The sequence below is a fragment of the Rhizobacter sp. genome (genome assembly GCF_035702065.1).
Taxonomy (GTDB): domain Bacteria; phylum Pseudomonadota; class Gammaproteobacteria; order Burkholderiales; family Burkholderiaceae_C; genus Rhizobacter.
In genome coordinates this window covers 1-16,606 of record NZ_DASSRA010000040.1, presented here as the reverse complement: position 1 = coordinate 16,606, position 16,606 = coordinate 1, and the positions used below count along the sequence as shown (strand labels likewise).

14 protein-coding genes and 1 riboswitch are annotated in these 16,606 nt (G+C 69.5%); of the genes, 7 read left to right on the top strand and 7 right to left on the bottom strand.

Annotated elements, in window-relative coordinates:
- Positions 1–798 (bottom strand): FIST signal transduction protein (locus VFL64_RS01720; protein WP_489538650.1); only part of this gene is annotated, 798 nt, incomplete at its 3' end.
- A 17-nt stretch (positions 799–815) separates the two neighbouring features.
- Complete coding sequence (locus tag VFL64_RS01715; RefSeq protein ID WP_489538649.1) at positions 816–1,463, bottom strand: PhaM family polyhydroxyalkanoate granule multifunctional regulatory protein; 648 nt, start codon at positions 1,461–1,463, stop codon at positions 816–818.
- 145 nt (positions 1,464–1,608) lie between these two features.
- Here VFL64_RS01715 and VFL64_RS01710 point away from each other — a divergent pair, with 145 nt between their 5' ends.
- Entirely contained in the window at positions 1,609–3,420 is a 1,812-nt protein-coding gene (locus tag VFL64_RS01710) for a S8 family peptidase (RefSeq protein ID WP_489538648.1), read from the top strand.
- A gap of 83 nt (positions 3,421–3,503) precedes the next feature.
- Here VFL64_RS01710 and VFL64_RS01705 read toward each other — a convergent pair whose 3' ends face one another.
- The 3 genes from VFL64_RS01705 to VFL64_RS01695 form a co-directional block, all read right to left on the bottom strand.
- Positions 3,504–4,475, bottom strand: coding sequence for a TraB/GumN family protein (locus tag VFL64_RS01705; protein WP_489538647.1), 972 nt, complete (start codon positions 4,473–4,475; stop codon positions 3,504–3,506).
- Positions 4,472–4,966 (bottom strand): retropepsin-like aspartic protease family protein, encoded by a 495-nt coding sequence (locus VFL64_RS01700; protein WP_489538646.1) that lies wholly within the window; start codon positions 4,964–4,966, stop codon positions 4,472–4,474. Before VFL64_RS01700 ends, VFL64_RS01705 begins: the two co-directional genes overlap by 4 nt.
- A gap of 85 nt (positions 4,967–5,051) precedes the next feature.
- Positions 5,052–6,050 (bottom strand): fumarylacetoacetate hydrolase family protein, encoded by a 999-nt coding sequence (locus VFL64_RS01695; protein WP_489538645.1) that lies wholly within the window; start codon positions 6,048–6,050, stop codon positions 5,052–5,054.
- Positions 6,051–6,103: 53 nt separating this feature from the next.
- On the opposite strand from VFL64_RS01695, the gene VFL64_RS01690 reads away from it, so the two are divergent.
- From VFL64_RS01690 to VFL64_RS01670, 5 genes are all read left to right on the top strand, one after another.
- On the top strand, positions 6,104–7,147 hold the full coding sequence (locus VFL64_RS01690; protein ID WP_489538644.1) for a DUF3108 domain-containing protein: 1,044 nt from the start codon (positions 6,104–6,106) through the stop codon (positions 7,145–7,147).
- A gap of 64 nt (positions 7,148–7,211) precedes the next feature.
- On the top strand, positions 7,212–7,481 hold the full coding sequence (locus VFL64_RS01685; protein WP_489538643.1) for a BTH_I0359 family protein: 270 nt from the start codon (positions 7,212–7,214) through the stop codon (positions 7,479–7,481).
- A gap of 152 nt (positions 7,482–7,633) precedes the next feature.
- Positions 7,634–9,934: an ATP-binding protein gene (locus tag VFL64_RS01680; RefSeq protein WP_489538642.1), complete on the top strand. Its 2,301-nt coding sequence runs from the start codon at positions 7,634–7,636 to the stop codon at positions 9,932–9,934.
- A gap of 81 nt (positions 9,935–10,015) precedes the next feature.
- Positions 10,016–12,136 (top strand): putative bifunctional diguanylate cyclase/phosphodiesterase, encoded by a 2,121-nt coding sequence (locus tag VFL64_RS01675; RefSeq protein WP_489538641.1) that lies wholly within the window; start codon positions 10,016–10,018, stop codon positions 12,134–12,136.
- Positions 12,137–12,269: 133 nt separating this feature from the next.
- Positions 12,270–13,319, top strand: a complete 1,050-nt coding sequence (locus VFL64_RS01670; protein ID WP_489538640.1) for a homocysteine S-methyltransferase family protein — start codon at positions 12,270–12,272, stop codon at positions 13,317–13,319.
- Positions 13,320–13,400: 81 nt separating this feature from the next.
- Here VFL64_RS01670 and VFL64_RS01665 read toward each other — a convergent pair whose 3' ends face one another.
- Positions 13,401–14,609: an HD-GYP domain-containing protein gene (locus VFL64_RS01665; protein ID WP_489538639.1), complete on the bottom strand. Its 1,209-nt coding sequence runs from the start codon at positions 14,607–14,609 to the stop codon at positions 13,401–13,403.
- Positions 14,610–14,711: 102 nt separating this feature from the next.
- Positions 14,712–15,332: an OmpA family protein gene (locus tag VFL64_RS01660; protein ID WP_489538638.1), complete on the bottom strand. Its 621-nt coding sequence runs from the start codon at positions 15,330–15,332 to the stop codon at positions 14,712–14,714.
- Positions 15,333–15,468: 136 nt separating this feature from the next.
- Positions 15,469–15,546, top strand: a riboswitch (S-adenosyl-L-homocysteine riboswitch).
- 73 nt (positions 15,547–15,619) lie between these two features.
- Between VFL64_RS01660 and VFL64_RS01655 the strand changes: the two genes are divergently transcribed.
- Positions 15,620–16,606: dihydropteroate synthase (locus VFL64_RS01655; RefSeq protein WP_489538637.1), on the top strand; the 987-nt coding region annotated here is incomplete at its 3' end.

Below are 16,606 nucleotides of genomic sequence, written 5' to 3'. Positions count from 1 at the left end.
CGTGTCGGCCCCGAACTGGCCGGGGCGCGACAAGGCATCGTCGCTACGGTCAACCAGGCCCACGAGCGTCTCGCGAATGCGCGGCAGCGCCTCGCGCGGCTCGCGGCCGCTCACCCCGAGGTCGCGCAGCAGGCATTCGAGTGAGGGCTCGTCGTCGAGCTGGGCGATCACGTTGCGGTCGGCCTGGGTGATGTGGCGCACCGGCCCCACCGGCTGGCAGCCCTGGGTCACGCGCGAGACCAGCGCCACTTCGGGCCCGAAGGCCACGCCCGACAGGCCCCCCTCGAACACGCCGTCGGCCAGGTGCAGCGGCTGGGTGCGCGCCGAGGCCAGCCCGCCGAACAGGTAGCCGGTGTCGGTGCGCCCGCTCAGGTCGACGAGCAGCTCGCCCAGGTCGGCCACGCGGCCATCGGCATGCACCTGCGCCGTGCTGGCCACGAAGCCCTTCGGTGCCTGGCCCAGCGGGCGCGCGCCCGAGAACACGCAGAACTGGTCGCGCGGCAGGTCGGAGAGCATCAGCACCAGCGCGGGCTCGTCGAAGTACTCCACGCCATTGGCCGAGACGCCCACGCCCACCGAGCCCACCCACGAGACGCCGGGCCAGCGCTGCTGCAGCTCGGCCAGCAGCGCTTGCGCCTGCGCGGCGTAGTGATCGCTGAAGTAGGCCCAGCCCAGCGTGGGCTGGCGGACGTGCAGGCCCGCCGGGTCGGCGCGCTGCGCCTCGATCTGCGCGGCCGCCAGCGCCAGGGCCATGCGCCAGTCGGGGTGCGTGGCATGGGCGTGGGCGAACAGCTTCATTGCGGGCTCGGAGGCACTCAGCGCGGTTTGGCAGCGGCGGCCACGCGCTTGCGTGCAGCGCCGGTCGCGCTGCGGGCCACCTTGACGGGCACGCTGGCGGCCTTCTTCATGGTCTGCCCGGCCGCGTCGACCGACTGCTTGATCATCGCGCCGGCCAGGTTCTTGGCCGCATCGGTGGCGCTGTCCTTCATGGCGGTGGCGGCCAGCTCGGTGAACTGCTTGGTCAGCGCCCCCCACCACTGCATCGGGTCGACCGGGGGGGGCGTCAGCGCGTCGGGAGCAGCCTTTGCACCGGCCTTGCGCGCCTTCTTGGCAGCGGGTGCCGACTTGGCGGTCGGCTCGGCGGGGGCAGCCGCCGCACCCTGCGGACGGATGGTGAGCGAGTCGCGCAGGTCGGTCATCTGCACGTTCATGGTCTTCAGCGTGGACAGCGTCATGCGCTGCACCTCCAGCGCCTGGATGGTGGCGCCCAGCATGCGCGCGTTCTGCTCCAGCCAGAACTGCACGGTGCGCAGCTCTTCGATGCGCTTTTCCAGCTCTTCGGGGTTGAGGGTGGGGGCAACCCATTGGCCGATGTTGGGCAAGGCCGAACCCGCGTTCTTCACGAGGCCTTGCAGGAAATCGAACCCGGGGACCATCTTGGTGAAGTTGGAGGCGTCGGCCATGGTGTCTCCTGGAGTTTTGGACATTGTGCCCCCTGCAAGCTCTTGCAGGTGACGCACGCAGCGTCTCGCGCGACCCTGCATCGGCCGGCCCGGCCACCCGCCGGAGCCGGCAGCGACACCTCTCAACTCACAGGGACCCACCACCATGACACGTCAACGAAACCGCGTCCTGCGGCCACAAGCCGCGCTCGCCATCATCATCGCCGTGCTGTCGTGCGTGCCACTGGCCGCACAGGCCGGCAGCGCGAGCGCAAGCACCACCGCCACTTCCGACAGCCGGCCCACCAACCGGTTGATCATCAAGTACCGCAGCGGCGTGGCCGGCGCCACCGCCTCGGCCGCCGCCTCGGATCGCGCCCTGCTGCACCGTGGCGCGCAAGACGCCGCTTCGCGCGCCGGCCTGCGCCTGCAGCTGGTGCGCGTGGGGGCCTTCGACACCCACGTGATGCGCCTGGACCGCGCCCTGCCGCAGGCCGGCGTGGAGCAGCTGGCGCGCGACATCATGGCCAGCGACGCCGCGGTGGAATACGCCGAGCCCGACCGCATCCTGCAGGCGATGTTCACGCCCAACGACACGCAGTACGGCCAGCAGTGGCACTACTTCGAAGCCACCGGCGGCCTGAACCTGCCCGCCGCCTGGGACAAGTCGACCGGCAGCGGCATCGTGGCGGCCGTCATCGACACCGGCTACCGCCCGCATGCCGACCTGGCGGCCAACATCCTGCCCGGCTACGACATGATCGCCGACACCTTCGTCTCCAACGACGGCACGGGGCGCGACAACGACCCGCAAGACCCGGGCGACGCCGTCACGGCAGGCGCCTGCGGCAGCGGCCAGCCCACGCAAGACCTGTCGAGCAGCTGGCACGGCACGCACGTGGCCGGCACCATCGCGGCTGTCACCAACAACGGCAACGGCGTGTCCGGCGTGGCCTTCAACGCCAAGGTCGTGCCGGTGCGTGTGCTGGGCAAATGCGGCGGCTACACCTCGGACATTGCCGACGGCATCGTCTGGGCCTCGGGCGGCACGGTGGGCAGCCTGCCGCTCAACCCCAACCCGGCACGCGTGATCAACCTCTCGCTGGGCGGCAGCGGCAGCTGCGACACCACCTCGCAGAACGCCATCAACGCCGCGCGCAGCCGCAACACCGTGGTGGTGGTCGCCGCCGGCAACAGCAACGCCAACGCGGCCAACTTCTCGCCCGCCAGCTGCGCGGGCGTGATCACCGTGGCGGCCACCAACCGCAGCGGCGGGCGGGCCTACTACTCCAACTACGGCAGCCTCGTCGCCGTGGCCGCCCCGGGCGGTGACGTTCGCAGCAGCAGCGCCAACGGCATCCTTTCAACGCTCAACAACGGCGCCACCGCACCCGGTGCCGACAGCTACGCCTACTACCAGGGCACCTCGATGGCCACGCCGCACGTGGTGGGCGTGGTGGCGCTGATGCTCGCCAAGAACCCGGCCCTCACGCCGGACGAGGTGGCGGCGCGGCTCAAGTCGTCCGCGCGTGCCTTCCCCGCCACCTGCTCGCAGTGCGGCGCCGGCATCGTGGACGCCAGCGCGGCAGTCGATGCAGCCGGCAACACGACCCCGCCGCCCACGGGCAACGAGGTCGAGCCCAACAACAGCACCGGCACGGCACAGGCCGTGACCGCAGGCACCACCATCAACGGCACGATGGCCAGCAGCAGCGACACCGACTACTTCCGCGTCACGGTGGCCGGCCGCGCCTCGCTGACCGCACGGCTCACGCCCAACGCCAGCTCCGACTACGACCTCTACGTCTACAACAGCAGCGGCACGCAGGTGGGCCGCAGCATCCTCGGCACCGGCCAGGTCGACACCGTGACGGTGACCAACAGCGGCAGCGCCGCGGCCACCTACTACGTGCGGGTGCGCTTCTACAGCGGCGGCACGGGCGCCACGGGAGGCAGCTACACGCTGAGCATCAACTGAGCGGCCTGGTGGCAGTGGACCTCGGCGTGCGCCGGGGTGACAGACATTGCCGTCATCCCGGCGCACGCCGGGATCCACTGCGGCTATTTCACCGCCTTGAACGTGATGCGCTCGACCTTGTAGCCGCGCTTGGCCATCAAGGCCGGCAGCCCGGTGGGCCCGAACATGTGCAGGCTGCCCACCGCGGCGAACACGGTCTTGCCGCTCGCGTGCAGGGCGTCGATGCGTTCTGCCATCGGGGGGTTGCGGTCGTCGAGCATGGTCTTGAGCGCCGCCCGTTCGCGCGCAGTGCCGGCGCAGTCGCACCACTCGCGGTAGCGGGCCATCTCGTCGGCCCGACCCTGCTCCCACACCCGCGCCACGCGCAGCAGCAGCGGGCGCGAGCGGTCGTGCTCCAGGTCGTCGAGCATCTTCTCCAGCCCTTCGCGCAACTCGGCCGGGGTGGTGCTGCGCAGCAGCGCAAGCTGCATCTCGGGCGTCTCCAGCGACACCACGGGCTTGAGCAGCTGGCGCGCCAGCTGCGCGAGCGTCGGGTCGATGCCATAGCTTGCATCCAGGCCGTCGCGGCGGGCCGACATCATCACCAGCAGCGTGCCCAGCATCTCGGGCGCCATGCTCTGCAGCAGCTCCGGCGGCACGCAGGCGGCGTGCAGGGCCTTGCGCAGGCGCTCGGCCAGGTCGTCGGGCAGTGGTGACGCGGCCTGGTCAGTCTGCGGCGCCATGCCCTTCTGCAGGCGCTGCATCAGTTCGGTGTCGGTGAAGTCGAGCTCCACGGCCAGCAGCTGGCTGCCCTTCAACGCCGCCAGGGTCTGCGGGCCGGGGAACATCCATTCCATGCGGCCGACGTGGATGGTGCCGTACAGGTAGGAACTCTTGCCGCGCTTGCTGACGCGCCACAGGAAGCCGTGGTCGCGCGCCTGCGCCACGATCTGCGCGCGCTCGTCTGCGGTGGGCGCGCGGGGGCCGGGCGGGCAGTCGGTTGGTGCAGTTTGTGCAATTTGTGCCCAGGCGTGCAGGCCCATGCACAGCAGCACGGCTGCGAACCAGCGCTTCATCGGCGCGCTCCGGCAGTGTCAATGGTGAGCACGCCATCGCGCTGCTGCCAGCGCAGGCGGCCCAGCACGTCCATGCCCAGCAGCGGGCGCTCGCCCAGGCCGGGCAAGGCCACCATGGCCAGGCGCTCGAAACGCACCCCACCTTGCAGCGCCAGGTCGGCCCGCACCAACTCACCGCTGACCACGCCGCCCGCCGTGTTGCTCTGCACGCGCTGCAGCGGTTCGAGCTGCAGGCGGCGCGCAGTGGCCTGCGACAGGGCGGTGCCGGTGGCGCCGGTGTCGATGAGGAAGTCGAAGGCCTCGCCGTTGATGCTGCCCGGCCAGTGGTAGTGGCCATCGAGCCCGCGGCGGATCTCGATCACGCCGCCGCTGGCGCTGAAGCGGCTTTGCTCGCGCTGGTGCTCCCACGCGCGAAAGCCGAGGAACACCACCACGCCGAGCAGCAGCCAGACGGTGGCGATCTTCAGCGTGCGCGGGAACTCCTGGCTCATGACCACCCCTCGTCCGACGGGTACGTCGGACGATCCCCCATGGGGATACGGGCCGGCTTGGGAGCGGCCCGGCGCTCGGCCCGCTTCATTCAGCAGCGTCAGGAGCGAGCGCGCGCACCGTCTGGTCGATGGCGCCGAACACCGTCTGCCCGTCCGGGCCCTTCATCTCGATGCGGATGGTGTCGCCGAACTTCATGAACTCGGTCCTGGGCTCGCCGTGCTCGATGGTCTCGATGGCGCGCTTCTCGGCCACGCAGGAGTAGCCGTGCGTCCAGTCCTTGTTGCTCACGGTGCCGCTGCCCACGATGCTGCCGGCACGCACGTTGCGCGTCTTGCAGATGTGGGCGATGAGCTGGCCGAAGTGGAAGGTCATCTCCGGCCCCGCGTCGCACAGGCCCACGCGCTTGCCGTTCCAGGTGCTTTGCAGCGGCAGGTGCAGGCGGCCGCCTTGCCAGGCGCCGCCCACTTCGTCGAGCGTCACGGCCACGGGGCTGAAGGCGGTGGCCGGCTTGCTCTGGAAGAAGCCGAAGCCCTTGGCCAGTTCAGCCGGAATCAGGTTGCGCAGGCTCACGTCGTTGGCCAGCATCAGCAGGCGGATGCCTTCGAGCGCTTCGTCGGGCGACGTGCCCATGGGCACGTCGCCGGTGATCACCGCGACCTCGGCCTCGAAGTCGATGCCCATCTTCTCGCTCGGGACCACGATGTCGTCGCAGGGGCCGAGGAAGTCGTCGCTGCCGCCCTGGTACATCAGCGGGTCGGTGTAGAAGCTTTCGGGCACTTCGGCGTTGCGCGCCTTGCGCACCAGCTCCACGTGGTTGATGAAGGCCGAGCCGTCGGCCCACTGGTAGGCGCGCGGCAGCGGTGCCATGCACATGGCCGGGTCGAACGGAAAGGCGTGGCGCGCGCGGCCGTGGTTGAGGCTGACGTACAGGTCTTCGAGCTGGGGCGACAGGAAGTTCCAGTCGTCGAGCACCTGCTGCAGGCGCGTGGCGATGCCGGTGGCGTAGTGGGCGGTGCCGAGGTCGCGCGACACGACGACCAGTTGGCCGTCACGCGAGCCGTCCTTGTAGCTGGCAAGTTTCATGGGTTCTCGTCTCTTGATTTGGCGGGGAACGCCGCTTGCCGTATTGTCAACGCATGACCGCCGCCCCCGACCCCAAGACCCGACGCCGCCCGCGGCTGACCCTGCTGGCGCTCGCCGCCGGCGTGGCCCTGCTGCATGCGGCGCTGTGGCAGGGTGTCTCCGATTCGTTCGCGGCCAGCCCGCCGGCCGAGCGCAGCCCGGTGGCAGTGCAAGTGCGCACCTTGGCTCCTCCCGCCGTCGCCGAGCCGATGACCGTGGTGGCCACCGCGCAGCCCGCTGCGCCACCTCGGCGTGCCCCGCCGGCTCGAACGCCGGAGCCCATGGCCGCGCCCGAGCCGGTGCCCGCACCCGCACCCGAGGTGACGCTCGTGGCCGCACGCCTGCCGGCCGAACCCGCGCTCGAACCGACCCCCGTGGCCCTGAACACCCACCCGCAGGCCGACGAGGTGCCGGTCTACCGCACCACCCTGCCGCCGGCCATCACGCTCAACTACGACATGCGCCAGGGCGCCTTCAGCGGCACCGGCCAGTTGCAGTGGCGCCCCGCGGGCAGCAGCTACGAGGCGCGCATGCAGGGCAAGGTGGCGGGCTTCAACATCCTCACCTGGGTCAGCCAGGGCGGTTTCGACGATGCCGGCCTCGCCCCCGTGCGCTACACCGACCAGCGGCGCAACAAGGCGGCCCTGGCGGCCAACTTCCAGCGCGACGCCGGCAAGATCAGCTTCTCCGGCGACGCGGCCGAGTTCCCGCTGCTCAAGGGCACGCAGGACCGGCTCAGCTGGATGATCCAGATCGCCGCCATCGCCAGCGCCGACCCCAAGCGCCTGGCGCCCGGCGCGCGGGTGGCCATGTACGTGGTGGGTGCGCGCGGCGACGCCGACGTCTGGACCTTCCAGGTGCTGGGCATTGAAGAGGTGTCCACCGGCGACACCCGCGTGCAGGCCATCAAGCTGCAACGCGAGCCGCGCAAGCCGCACGACACCAAGGTCGAGGCGTGGCTGGCGCCCAACCTGCACTATTTGCCGGCAAAAGCACGCCTCAGCAGCGAAGGCTCCTCTCTGGAGCTCAACTTGCAGAACGCACAACCTGCATCCTGAGGTCCATCGCTTGGCTTGAATATTGCGTCTTCGCCCCGAGTTGCCAGGCAAGGAGATGCTTTTCATGCAAATGCTCTACAACTCGGACAACTTCGTGGTGGTTCAATTCGACGTCCCCCCCGGCGCCGACGAAAACCCCGACACGCCCACGCGCGGCGGCTACGAGATCGTCGACAAGTTCGCCCGCAAGGAAATCTTCATCGAGGGCGCGATGGCCGAGAGCTTCAAGGAAGGCGTGGCCGCGCTGATCGAGAGCTCGCCCTCCGAAGAGGAGATGGACGACTACATCGAGCGCTACACCTCGCTGATGCAGCACCCGCTGGTGCTTCATTGAAACCGCTGGTGCTTCACTGAACCCGCTGATCCTGCACTAATCCTCATTCGCACCGGCTAGGGCCCGCGTGCACTGCGGGCTTTCCCTCTCGGGGGGTTGCCGCCTCGCCCCTGCTGCGCCAAGATGGCCCGCGAGTCCCCGCAGGAGCTGCCATGGCGACCCCTCACGTTGATGCCCGCGTGCTGCTGTCTCCCGGCCTGAAAGAGGCACCGGTCCTCGACCGCATGTGTTCGCAGTTTGTGCTGACGCTCACCGTGCGGCATGCAGGGCGCTTCAACGTGCGGCGCGACTCCAACGGCCTGCTCGCCCTCACCGGCAAGCACCTGGTGTGGCCGGCCTCGGTGCTGGCGCGGCTGCGCAGCTTCCTCAACACCCGCTGCAAGGGCAACGAGCACTGGAGCGGGCACGAGTCCTTGAGCGACGCCGCCTTCATGCAGCGCCACGGCGCCTGGAACGGGCCCTACGAAGAAGGCACGCTCTTCTTCTACATCGACGAGTACATCAAGGACGCCCCCAAGGACCTGTTGCTGGTGCTGGGTGCCACGGCCGACTGGCTGGACCGCAGCCTGAAGAAGGAATCCACCCTCGTCCAGAAGAACATCGACGCGCTGGCCGGCCTGCTGCAGCTCAACCCGGCCGAGCGCGCGCTGCTGCTGTACGGAACCTTGGCACGCTATCAACGTGACCTGCGCGGCCTGCTGGTCGAGTTCAAGGTGTCGAACGCGCAGGAGGCCTATGCCGCGATCGCCGCGGTGGCCGGCGTCAACGAGCAGGACGTGGCCGAAGCCCTGCGCGCCGGCTCGCGCCTGGAGCGCACGGGCATGGTCGAGAACCTGATCTCCGAGCACAACATCACCGACCTGGCCGACCTGATGAAGGTCAGCGAGCAGCTGCCACCCGTGCTGATGCGCCACTACGAAGGGCCGTCGGACCTGATGGCCGTGTTCACCCGCCCGGCCACGCGCAGCGAACTCACCGCCGAGGACTTCCACTTCGTGGGCGACGACCGCCTGGTGTTGACCTCGCTGCTGCGCAACGCCGTGGCACGCAAGGAACCCGGCGTCAACGTGCTGCTCTACGGCCCGCCCGGCACCGGCAAGACCGAGCTGGCCAAGGTGGCCGCGCAGGCCGCGGGGCTGGAGCTGTACGAGGTGGAATACGCCGACCGAGACGGCAATTCGCTCTCCGGCCGCGACCGCTACCGCTCGCTGCAGATCAGCCAGGTGTTCTTGAAGAGCAGCCCGCAGGTGGCGCTGCTGTTCGACGAGGTGGAAGACGTGTTCCCGCCCATCAGCACCGACGCGGCCCAGCTCATGGCACGGCTGGACACCAGCGACGGCGCGCTCTCTGGCAGCGTGAGCGGCAAGGCCTGGGTCAACCAGATCCTGGAGACCAACCCGGTGCCGGTGATCTGGGTCACCAACCGCATCGAGCAGATCGACCCGGCGTTCCGCCGCCGCTTCCAGTACCACCTGGAACTCAAGAGCCCGCCGCCCGGCGCGCGCGAGGCGCTGGTCACGCGCGCGCTCGACGGCATCGCGGTGTCGCCGGGCTTTGCGCAGCAGCTGGCCGAGCGCAAGGGCCTCACGCCGGCACAGGTGCGCACGGCGGTGAAGTTCGCCAAGCTGGCCACCGACGATGGCAGCGCGATGGAGTCGCTCATCGAGCGCCAGCTCGGCAACGCCGACAAGGCACTGGGCAGCAGCGCCGGCGAACGCGGCGCGCGGCGCGTGGTGACGCAGTACGACCTGAGCCTGGTGCACACCGAATCGCGCTTCGAGCTGCCCAGGATCATCGAGGCGCTGCGCCGCAAGGGCTACGGCACGCTGTGCTTCCACGGCCCGCCCGGCACCGGCAAGACGGCGCTGGCCGAGCACATCGCGCAACAGTTGCAGCGCCCGCTGATGATCCGTCAGGCCTCCGACCTGGTGAGCAAGTTCGTCGGCGAGACCGAGACCAACATGGCGCGCATGTTCGACGAGGCGCAGACCGAACAGGCCGTGCTGCTGCTGGATGAAGCCGACAGCTTCCTGCGCAGCCGGCGCATGGCCGAGCGCAACTACGAGGTGAGCGAGGTCAACGAGATGCTGCAGGGCATGGAGCGCTTCTCGGGCGTCTTCATCTGCACCACCAACCTGTTCGACGAGCTCGACGAAGCGGCGCTGCGGCGCTTTACCTTCAAGATCCGCTTCCTGCCGCTCACGCCCGAGCAGCGCGAACGCATGTTCGCAGCCGAGGCGCTGGGGGGTGATTTGTCACACCTGACGCCCGAGCAGGCCGAGCGCCTGCGGCGCCTGGACCAGCTCGCGCCGGGGGACTTTGCCTCGGTCAAGCGGCAGATCGACGTGCTGGAGGAGGCGTTCACACCCGACGAGTTCCTGTCGCAGCTGGAGGCCGAGCACCGCGTCAAGCCGGAGGTGCGCCGCCGGCGCGACATCGGCTTCCTGCATTAGGTCCGGTTCACACTCAAACGAGCGCTCAAGCCTCGCCACTCCTGGCCGATAACGACCCATCCAGGAGTGTCCGAGGGTCAGATGGACGAGGCTTTCATCGGTTGGAAGTGGCATCCCGAGCTGTGGGCAGCGTCCACGGCCGTGGTTGTTTTCGCCGCCTTTGTCGCACTCGACCTGGCCCGCGGCGGTTCGTCGCGGCACAAGTTCACGGTCGCGCGCACGCTGTCGGCGTCGGCCTTTGCGCTCGCCGCCGGGGCCTGGGCGACCCACTTCGTCTCGATGGCGGGGGAGCCGCTGCCGTTTGCCCTGGGCTACGACTCATGGTGGGTGTTCGGTGCCCTGGTGCTGTCTTTCGTCTGCTGCTTCCTGGGCGTGGGCCTGAGCGCCCTGCCGCAACTGGGCGCGCGCCGGGTGCTCGCGGCCGCCCTGGTGCTGGGCAGTGGCGCCTGCGCCGTCCCGGCGCTGGGCCTGAAGGCCCTGCACCTGTCGCCCGCACCCGTGTGGAACTGGGGCCTCGTGGCTGCCGGCTGGGGCGCGGCCACCGCACTGATCGCGGGCGCCTTGTCCATCGTGGCCGCCCGCCGGCGTGCCGACAAGCCGCTGGGCCTGTGGCGCCAAGGCGTGGTGGCGCTGGGCCTGGGCGGCGGGCTGAGCGTCGGCAACGCGGCACTGGTACTGGCCTGCCAGGTGCCCTTGCTGTCGCTGTCGGTCGCGTCCGGCCGGGTGGGTGTGAGCACCATTTCCGCGCTCGCCTGGCTGGGTGTGCCGGTGCTGCTGTGCCTGCTGATGATCTCGTCGCTGATGGAAGCCCGCTTTCGCGTGCTGCTGCACCGCACGCGCGACGAAGTGAAGCGCGCGGCTCAGACGGACCGGCTGACCGCCCTGCCCAACCGTTCGATGTTCGAAGAGTACCTGCAGCTCGTCGCCATCCGCGCCGACAAGCAGCAGCACCGCCTGGCGCTGCTGTTCATCAACATCGACGGGCTGAAGTCGATCAACGAGTCCTTCGGCCAGAGCACGGGGGACCGCGCGCTGTGCGAAGTGGCCAACCGCCTGCGCCAGTGCGTGGGCGAGCGCGACATGGTGGCGCGCTCCGGCGGAGACGAGTTCATCGTGCTGCTCGAAGGCGACCCGGCCTCGGAGCAGGCCAGCCGCATGGCCGAGCGCATCCTGGGCAACATGAATGCGCTGTGCCGCGTCGAGGACCACGAGGTCACGATGTCGTGCTCGGTCGGCATCGCGATGTACCCGAGCCATGGCACGGTGACCAAGCTGATCGCCCACGCCAGCGCCGCGATGCGCGAAGCCAAGCGCGGCGGCGGCGCCAGCCACCGCTTCTTCGAAGACCGCATGGTGGCCGGCGCGCGCGACCAGATCGAGCTGCTCCAGGACCTGCGCCGCGCCATCGCCAACAAGGAGCTGGAGCTGCACTACCAGCCCAAGATCCATGCGCCCAGCGGCCAGATCACCGGCGCCGAGGCGTTGAAGCGCTGGAAGCACCCGACGCGCGGCATGGTCGGCCCCTTCATCTTCATTCCGCTGGCCGAACGCTTCGGCCTGATCAACGCGCTGGGCAACTGGCTGATCGAAGACGTGTGCCGCCAGATCAAGGCCTGGCGCAATGACGGCCTGCGCATGCGCGTGGCGATCAACCTGTCGGTGCACCAGCTGCGCCAGCACGACCTGGTGGAGCGCATCGTCGATGCCCTCAAGCGCCACAGCGTCGAGCCCTCGCTGCTCACCTGCGAGATCACCGAGTCGGCGGCGATGGACGACACGCGCGTCACGCTGCAGGTGATCGAGCAGCTCTCGGCCGCCGGCGTGCACCTGTCGATCGACGACTTCGGCACCGGCTACTCCTCGCTCAGCTACCTGCGCCAGCTCGCGGCCGAAGAGCTGAAGATCGACCGCAGCTTCGTGCTCGACCTGGAGACCAGCGCCGATGCGCGCGCCATCGTCGACGCCGTGGTCAAGCTCGCCCAGGCCCTGGGCCTGAAGGTGGTGGCCGAAGGGGTGGAGACCGAGCAGCAGCAGGAGATCCTGCGCACGCTGGGCTGCAACGAGCTGCAGGGCTACCTGTTCGCCAAGCCCATGCCGGCCGCCGCGCTGGCGCTGTGGGCGATGAAGGACGAGGGGCCGCGGCCGCTGGACTTCCGGCCTTCCCTCTTTGGCGACACGCTGCCGCAGAGCATCGTGAACTAAGCCCCCCAGTCGCTACCGCTCCTGCCCCCAAGGGGCGCCAACCCGACGGCCGGGCAAAGCCCGTTCCGTGAGTTGTGGCTTGATGTCCATGGGCTTCGCCATGGGGACTTGACGGCCTTTCTACAATGAGTGGATGAACGCCCCCGCCTACACCCGCGCTGCCGCGCTGCCCGAGATCCTCAAGAAACGCATCGCCGTCCTCGATGGCGCCATGGGCACCATGATCCAGCGCTACAAGCTCACCGAGGCCGACTTCCGCGGCGCACGCTTTGCCGACCACGGCAAGGACCTGAAGGGCAACAACGACCTGCTGCAGCTGACCCGGCCTGATGTGATCACCGAGATCCACGAGCAGTACCTCGCCGCCGGCGCCGACCTGATCGAGACCAACACCTTCGGCGCCACCACCGTGGCGCAGGAAGACTACGCCCTGGCCCACATCGCCCGCGAGCTCAACCTGGCCGGCGCCCGCCTGGCGCGCGCCGCCTGCGACAAGTACAGCACCCCGGACAAGCCGCGCTTCGTGGCCGGCGCGCTCGGCCCGACGCCGCGCACCGCGAGCATCAGCCCCGACGTCAACGACCCGGCGGCGCGCAACGTCAGCTTCGATGAATTGAAGGCCGCCTACTACGAGCAGGCCGAGGCGCTGCTCGAAGGCGGCGCCGACGTCTTCCTGGTGGAAACCATCTTCGACACACTCAACGCCAAGGCCGCCATCTTCGCGCTCGACGAGCTGATGGAAGCCACCGGCGAGCACCTGCCGGTGATCATCTCCGGCACCGTGACCGACGCCTCGGGCCGCATCCTCTCGGGCCAGACGGTGAGCGCCTTCTGGCACAGCGTGCGCCACGCGCGGCCGCTGGCCGTGGGCCTGAACTGCGCACTCGGTGCGGCACTGATGCGCCCCTACATCGAAGAGCTGGCCAAGGTGGCGGGCGACACCTTCATCAGCTGCTACCCCAACGCCGGCCTGCCCAACCCGATGAGCGACACCGGCTTCGACGAGACGCCCGAGATCACCGGCGGGCTGGTCGAGGAGTTCGCGCGTTCGGGCTTCCTGAACATCGCCGGCGGCTGCTGCGGGACGACACCGGCGCACATCGCTGAGATCGCCAAGCGCGTGTCGGCGTACCGGCCGCGCACGAAGCACGATCCCTTGTTCGGCAACCTGGCTGCGGCCTGATCACAAACCGTTCGGGCTGAGGTACCGAAGCCTGGCAGGGCCTGCGCGGGCCTTCAATACCTCAGGCCGAGCGACCGAAGCTCACGCCAGCTTCAGCAACCTCTCCATGTTCAGCCGCACCCTCACCTCGTGCGGCGCCACCCCGCCCGTCACGTCGTGCGGGTTGACGCGCGTGTCGCGCACCACCGGCTCGACCAGCACGGTGCCGCTCTTGCTCACGATGCTGGCCACCTTGGGCGCCTTGGCGTGCGGCCCGCGCCGCAGCACCACCGCCACCTCGCCATTGCCCAGACGCACGTAGCTGCCCGGCGGGTAGATGCCGGTGGTCTGGATGATGGCCTTGCCGGCCTCGTCGGCCTGCTGGTGCTCGTCGAGGTAGGCCGCCTTCACCGCGGCCGAGGCCGCCAGCGCCGGGCGCGCGCGCCGCATGCTCAGGCGGGCCGAGAAGATGTCGGCACGCTGCAGCAGGCGCGCGAGCTGCAGGCCGGGCGACTGCGCCGCCAGCGGGCCGGCCGAGGTGGTGTGGTGGTGCTCGACGGCCTCCAGCCACAGCGCGTCGGCGACACCGGCTTCGCGCAGGCAGGCGGCGCCGCGCGCTGCGTGCTTGTCGATCATCGCGCGCTGCCGTGTTGACGGCGCCTCTTCCTGCAGGGCCAGCTGGTCCTGCAGCGCAGTCATCGCCATGTTCATGGTCAGCGCCGCACAGCGCAGCGAATCGCGCCATGCCGGGGTGAACGAGGGCAGCTGGCGCGCCGCCAGCTCGCACAGCACCGCCACCAGCAGGCTGTGGAACACGCTGTAGTGATGGGCGTCGCTGGTGGTGGCCTGCACCAGGATCAGCAGCGCCGCATCGGCATCGGCCTCGACGAGGTCGAGCACCTCGCGCTGCAGCTTCAGCAGCCGCGGCAGGAAGTCGGCCGGTGCCGGGTCTTGCAGGAGCACGCGGCCGCGCATCTGCAGGTTGGCCCAGGCCACGGTGGGGTCGACGCTCTCCTTGCTGCCCGGCGTGCCGGTGGCGATGACCGCGCCATCGACCCGCGCCTGCGCGATCTGCCCGAGCCGGGCGTTCTGCCGCAGCATGGAATCGAGCTTGCCCGCGAGCGCACGGTTGAGCAGGTCGCCGTCGAGTTCGTCGACGTAGATGGCGCGCGCCACCAGCCGGCTGCGCTGCTCTTCCGAAGCGATCAGCACGCCCTTGGCCAGCAGCAGGTGCCCGGCGGCATCACGCACCGACACCGGCGCCGGGTGGCCGATGCGAAGGATCTCCGGAGGAACTTGAACGACAGGCATGGGTGGGCACGAGACAGCGAGCGGGCGCCTGAAACCCAGGCGCTCGCCTTGGATTTCGACGCCCGCCAGTCGAACTTGAGGGGCTGAAGCCCTACTTGCGCCCTACTTGCCAGGGGCCGGCTTGGTCTTGTCGCCCACCAGGATCTCGACGCGCCGGTTGGCGGCGCGGCCGGCCTCGTCGTCGTTGCTGGCCACTGGGTCGCGCGAGCCGCGCCCGGCCACCGCGATGCGCACCGGCGACATGCCGCGCGCCACCAGCCAGTCGCGCGTGCTGGCCGCGCGGTCGAGAGAGAGCGCGTCATTGGCAGCCGCCGCGCCCTTGGAGTCGGTGTGGCCGACGATGCGCAGATCCGCCATCGGCACGCTGCGCAGGGCGACCACGATCTTGTCGAGCACGGCCGTGGCACCGGGCTTGAGCGCCGAGCGGTTGGGCTCGAAGCTGAGGTCGCCCGGCAGCGTGATCCACAGGCGCTCGTCGGTGGTCTTGGCCACGCTGACACCGGTGCCGCCGAGCGCGCTGTGGAGCTGCCGCTCGGCCGCCTCCATCTGCGGCGACCAGGTCCGGCTGCCCGCAGGCACCTGCCCGTAGGTCGGGCCAGGCGCCGAGCCGGGCACGGGCGTGGCCGGCGGCGGCACGGTCTTCGGGGAGGTGGAGCAGCCGGCCACCAACGCGGCCAGCAGCGAAAGCAAGAGAGCGAGGCGAGGGGGGTTGTGGATGCTCATATCGGCCGATTCTTGTCGTGGCCGGCCATTGGAACCGCTGAAACCCCACCCGGCTCAGGGGGGCTGCGTGGCTTTGTAACGGGAGATGACCTGTCTTTTCGCCCGGTGCCAGCGGAGCACTCGCTTAAAATCCGCCGCTTCCAAGGAGCGTTGCGACGGCACCTGTTCAGCAGGCGCCGCCAGGCTTGGAAGCTCGCAACGACGCTCGCCCCTGCATGCCCGCTTCTTCCAAGAGCCAGCGCATGCGTTGCGGGTGAGCACCGCAGCGCATGCCGAGTCCCACAGCCATGACTGCACCGCACACCCTTGTCCCCCCGATGAAGCTCTCGGGCCTGGAGCCCATCGTCATCGGCGAGGGCAGCCTGTTCGTCAACATCGGCGAGCGCACCAACGTCACCGGCTCCAAGGCCTTCGCGCGCCTCATCCTCAACGGCCAGTTCGAGGAGGCCCTCGCGGTCGCGCGCCAGCAGGTGGAGAACGGCGCCCAGGTGATCGACGTCAACATGGACGAGGCCATGCTCGACAGCAAGGCCGCGATGGTGCGCTTCCTGAACCTAATCGCCTCCGAGCCCGAGATCGCGCGCGTGCCGATCATGATCGACAGCTCCAAGTGGGACGTGATCGAGGCCGGCCTCAAGTGCATCCAGGGCAAGGGCATCGTCAACTCGATCTCGATGAAGGAAGGCGTCGAGGCCTTCAAGCAGCAGGCCAAGCTGGTGCGCCGCTACGGCGCCGCCGCGGTGGTGATGGCCTTCGACGAGAAAGGCCAGGCCGACACCTTCGCGCGCAAGATCGAGATCTGCGAGCGGGCCTACCGCATCCTCGTCGACGAGGTCGGCTTCCCGCCCGAAGACATCATCTTCGACCCCAACATCTTCGCGATTGCCACCGGCATCGAGGAGCACGACAACTACGCGGTCGACTTCATCGAGGCCACGCGCTGGATCAAGCAGAACCTGCCGGGCGCCAAGGTGAGCGGGGGCGTCTCCAACGTGAGCTTCAGCTTCCGCGGCAACGACCCGGTGCGCGAGGCCATCCACACCGTGTTCCTGTACCACGCGATCCAGGCGGGCATGGACATGGGCATCGTCAACGCCGGCATGGTGGGCGTCTACGACGACCTGGAGCCCACGCTGCGCGAGCGCGTGGAAGACGTGGTGCTGAACCGCCGGCCTGATGCGGGCGAGCGCCTGGTCGAGGTGGCGGAAAGTGCGAAGGGTGCGGCGAAGGATGACAGCGCCAAGCTGGCCTGGCGCGCCAAGCCCGTGCGCGAG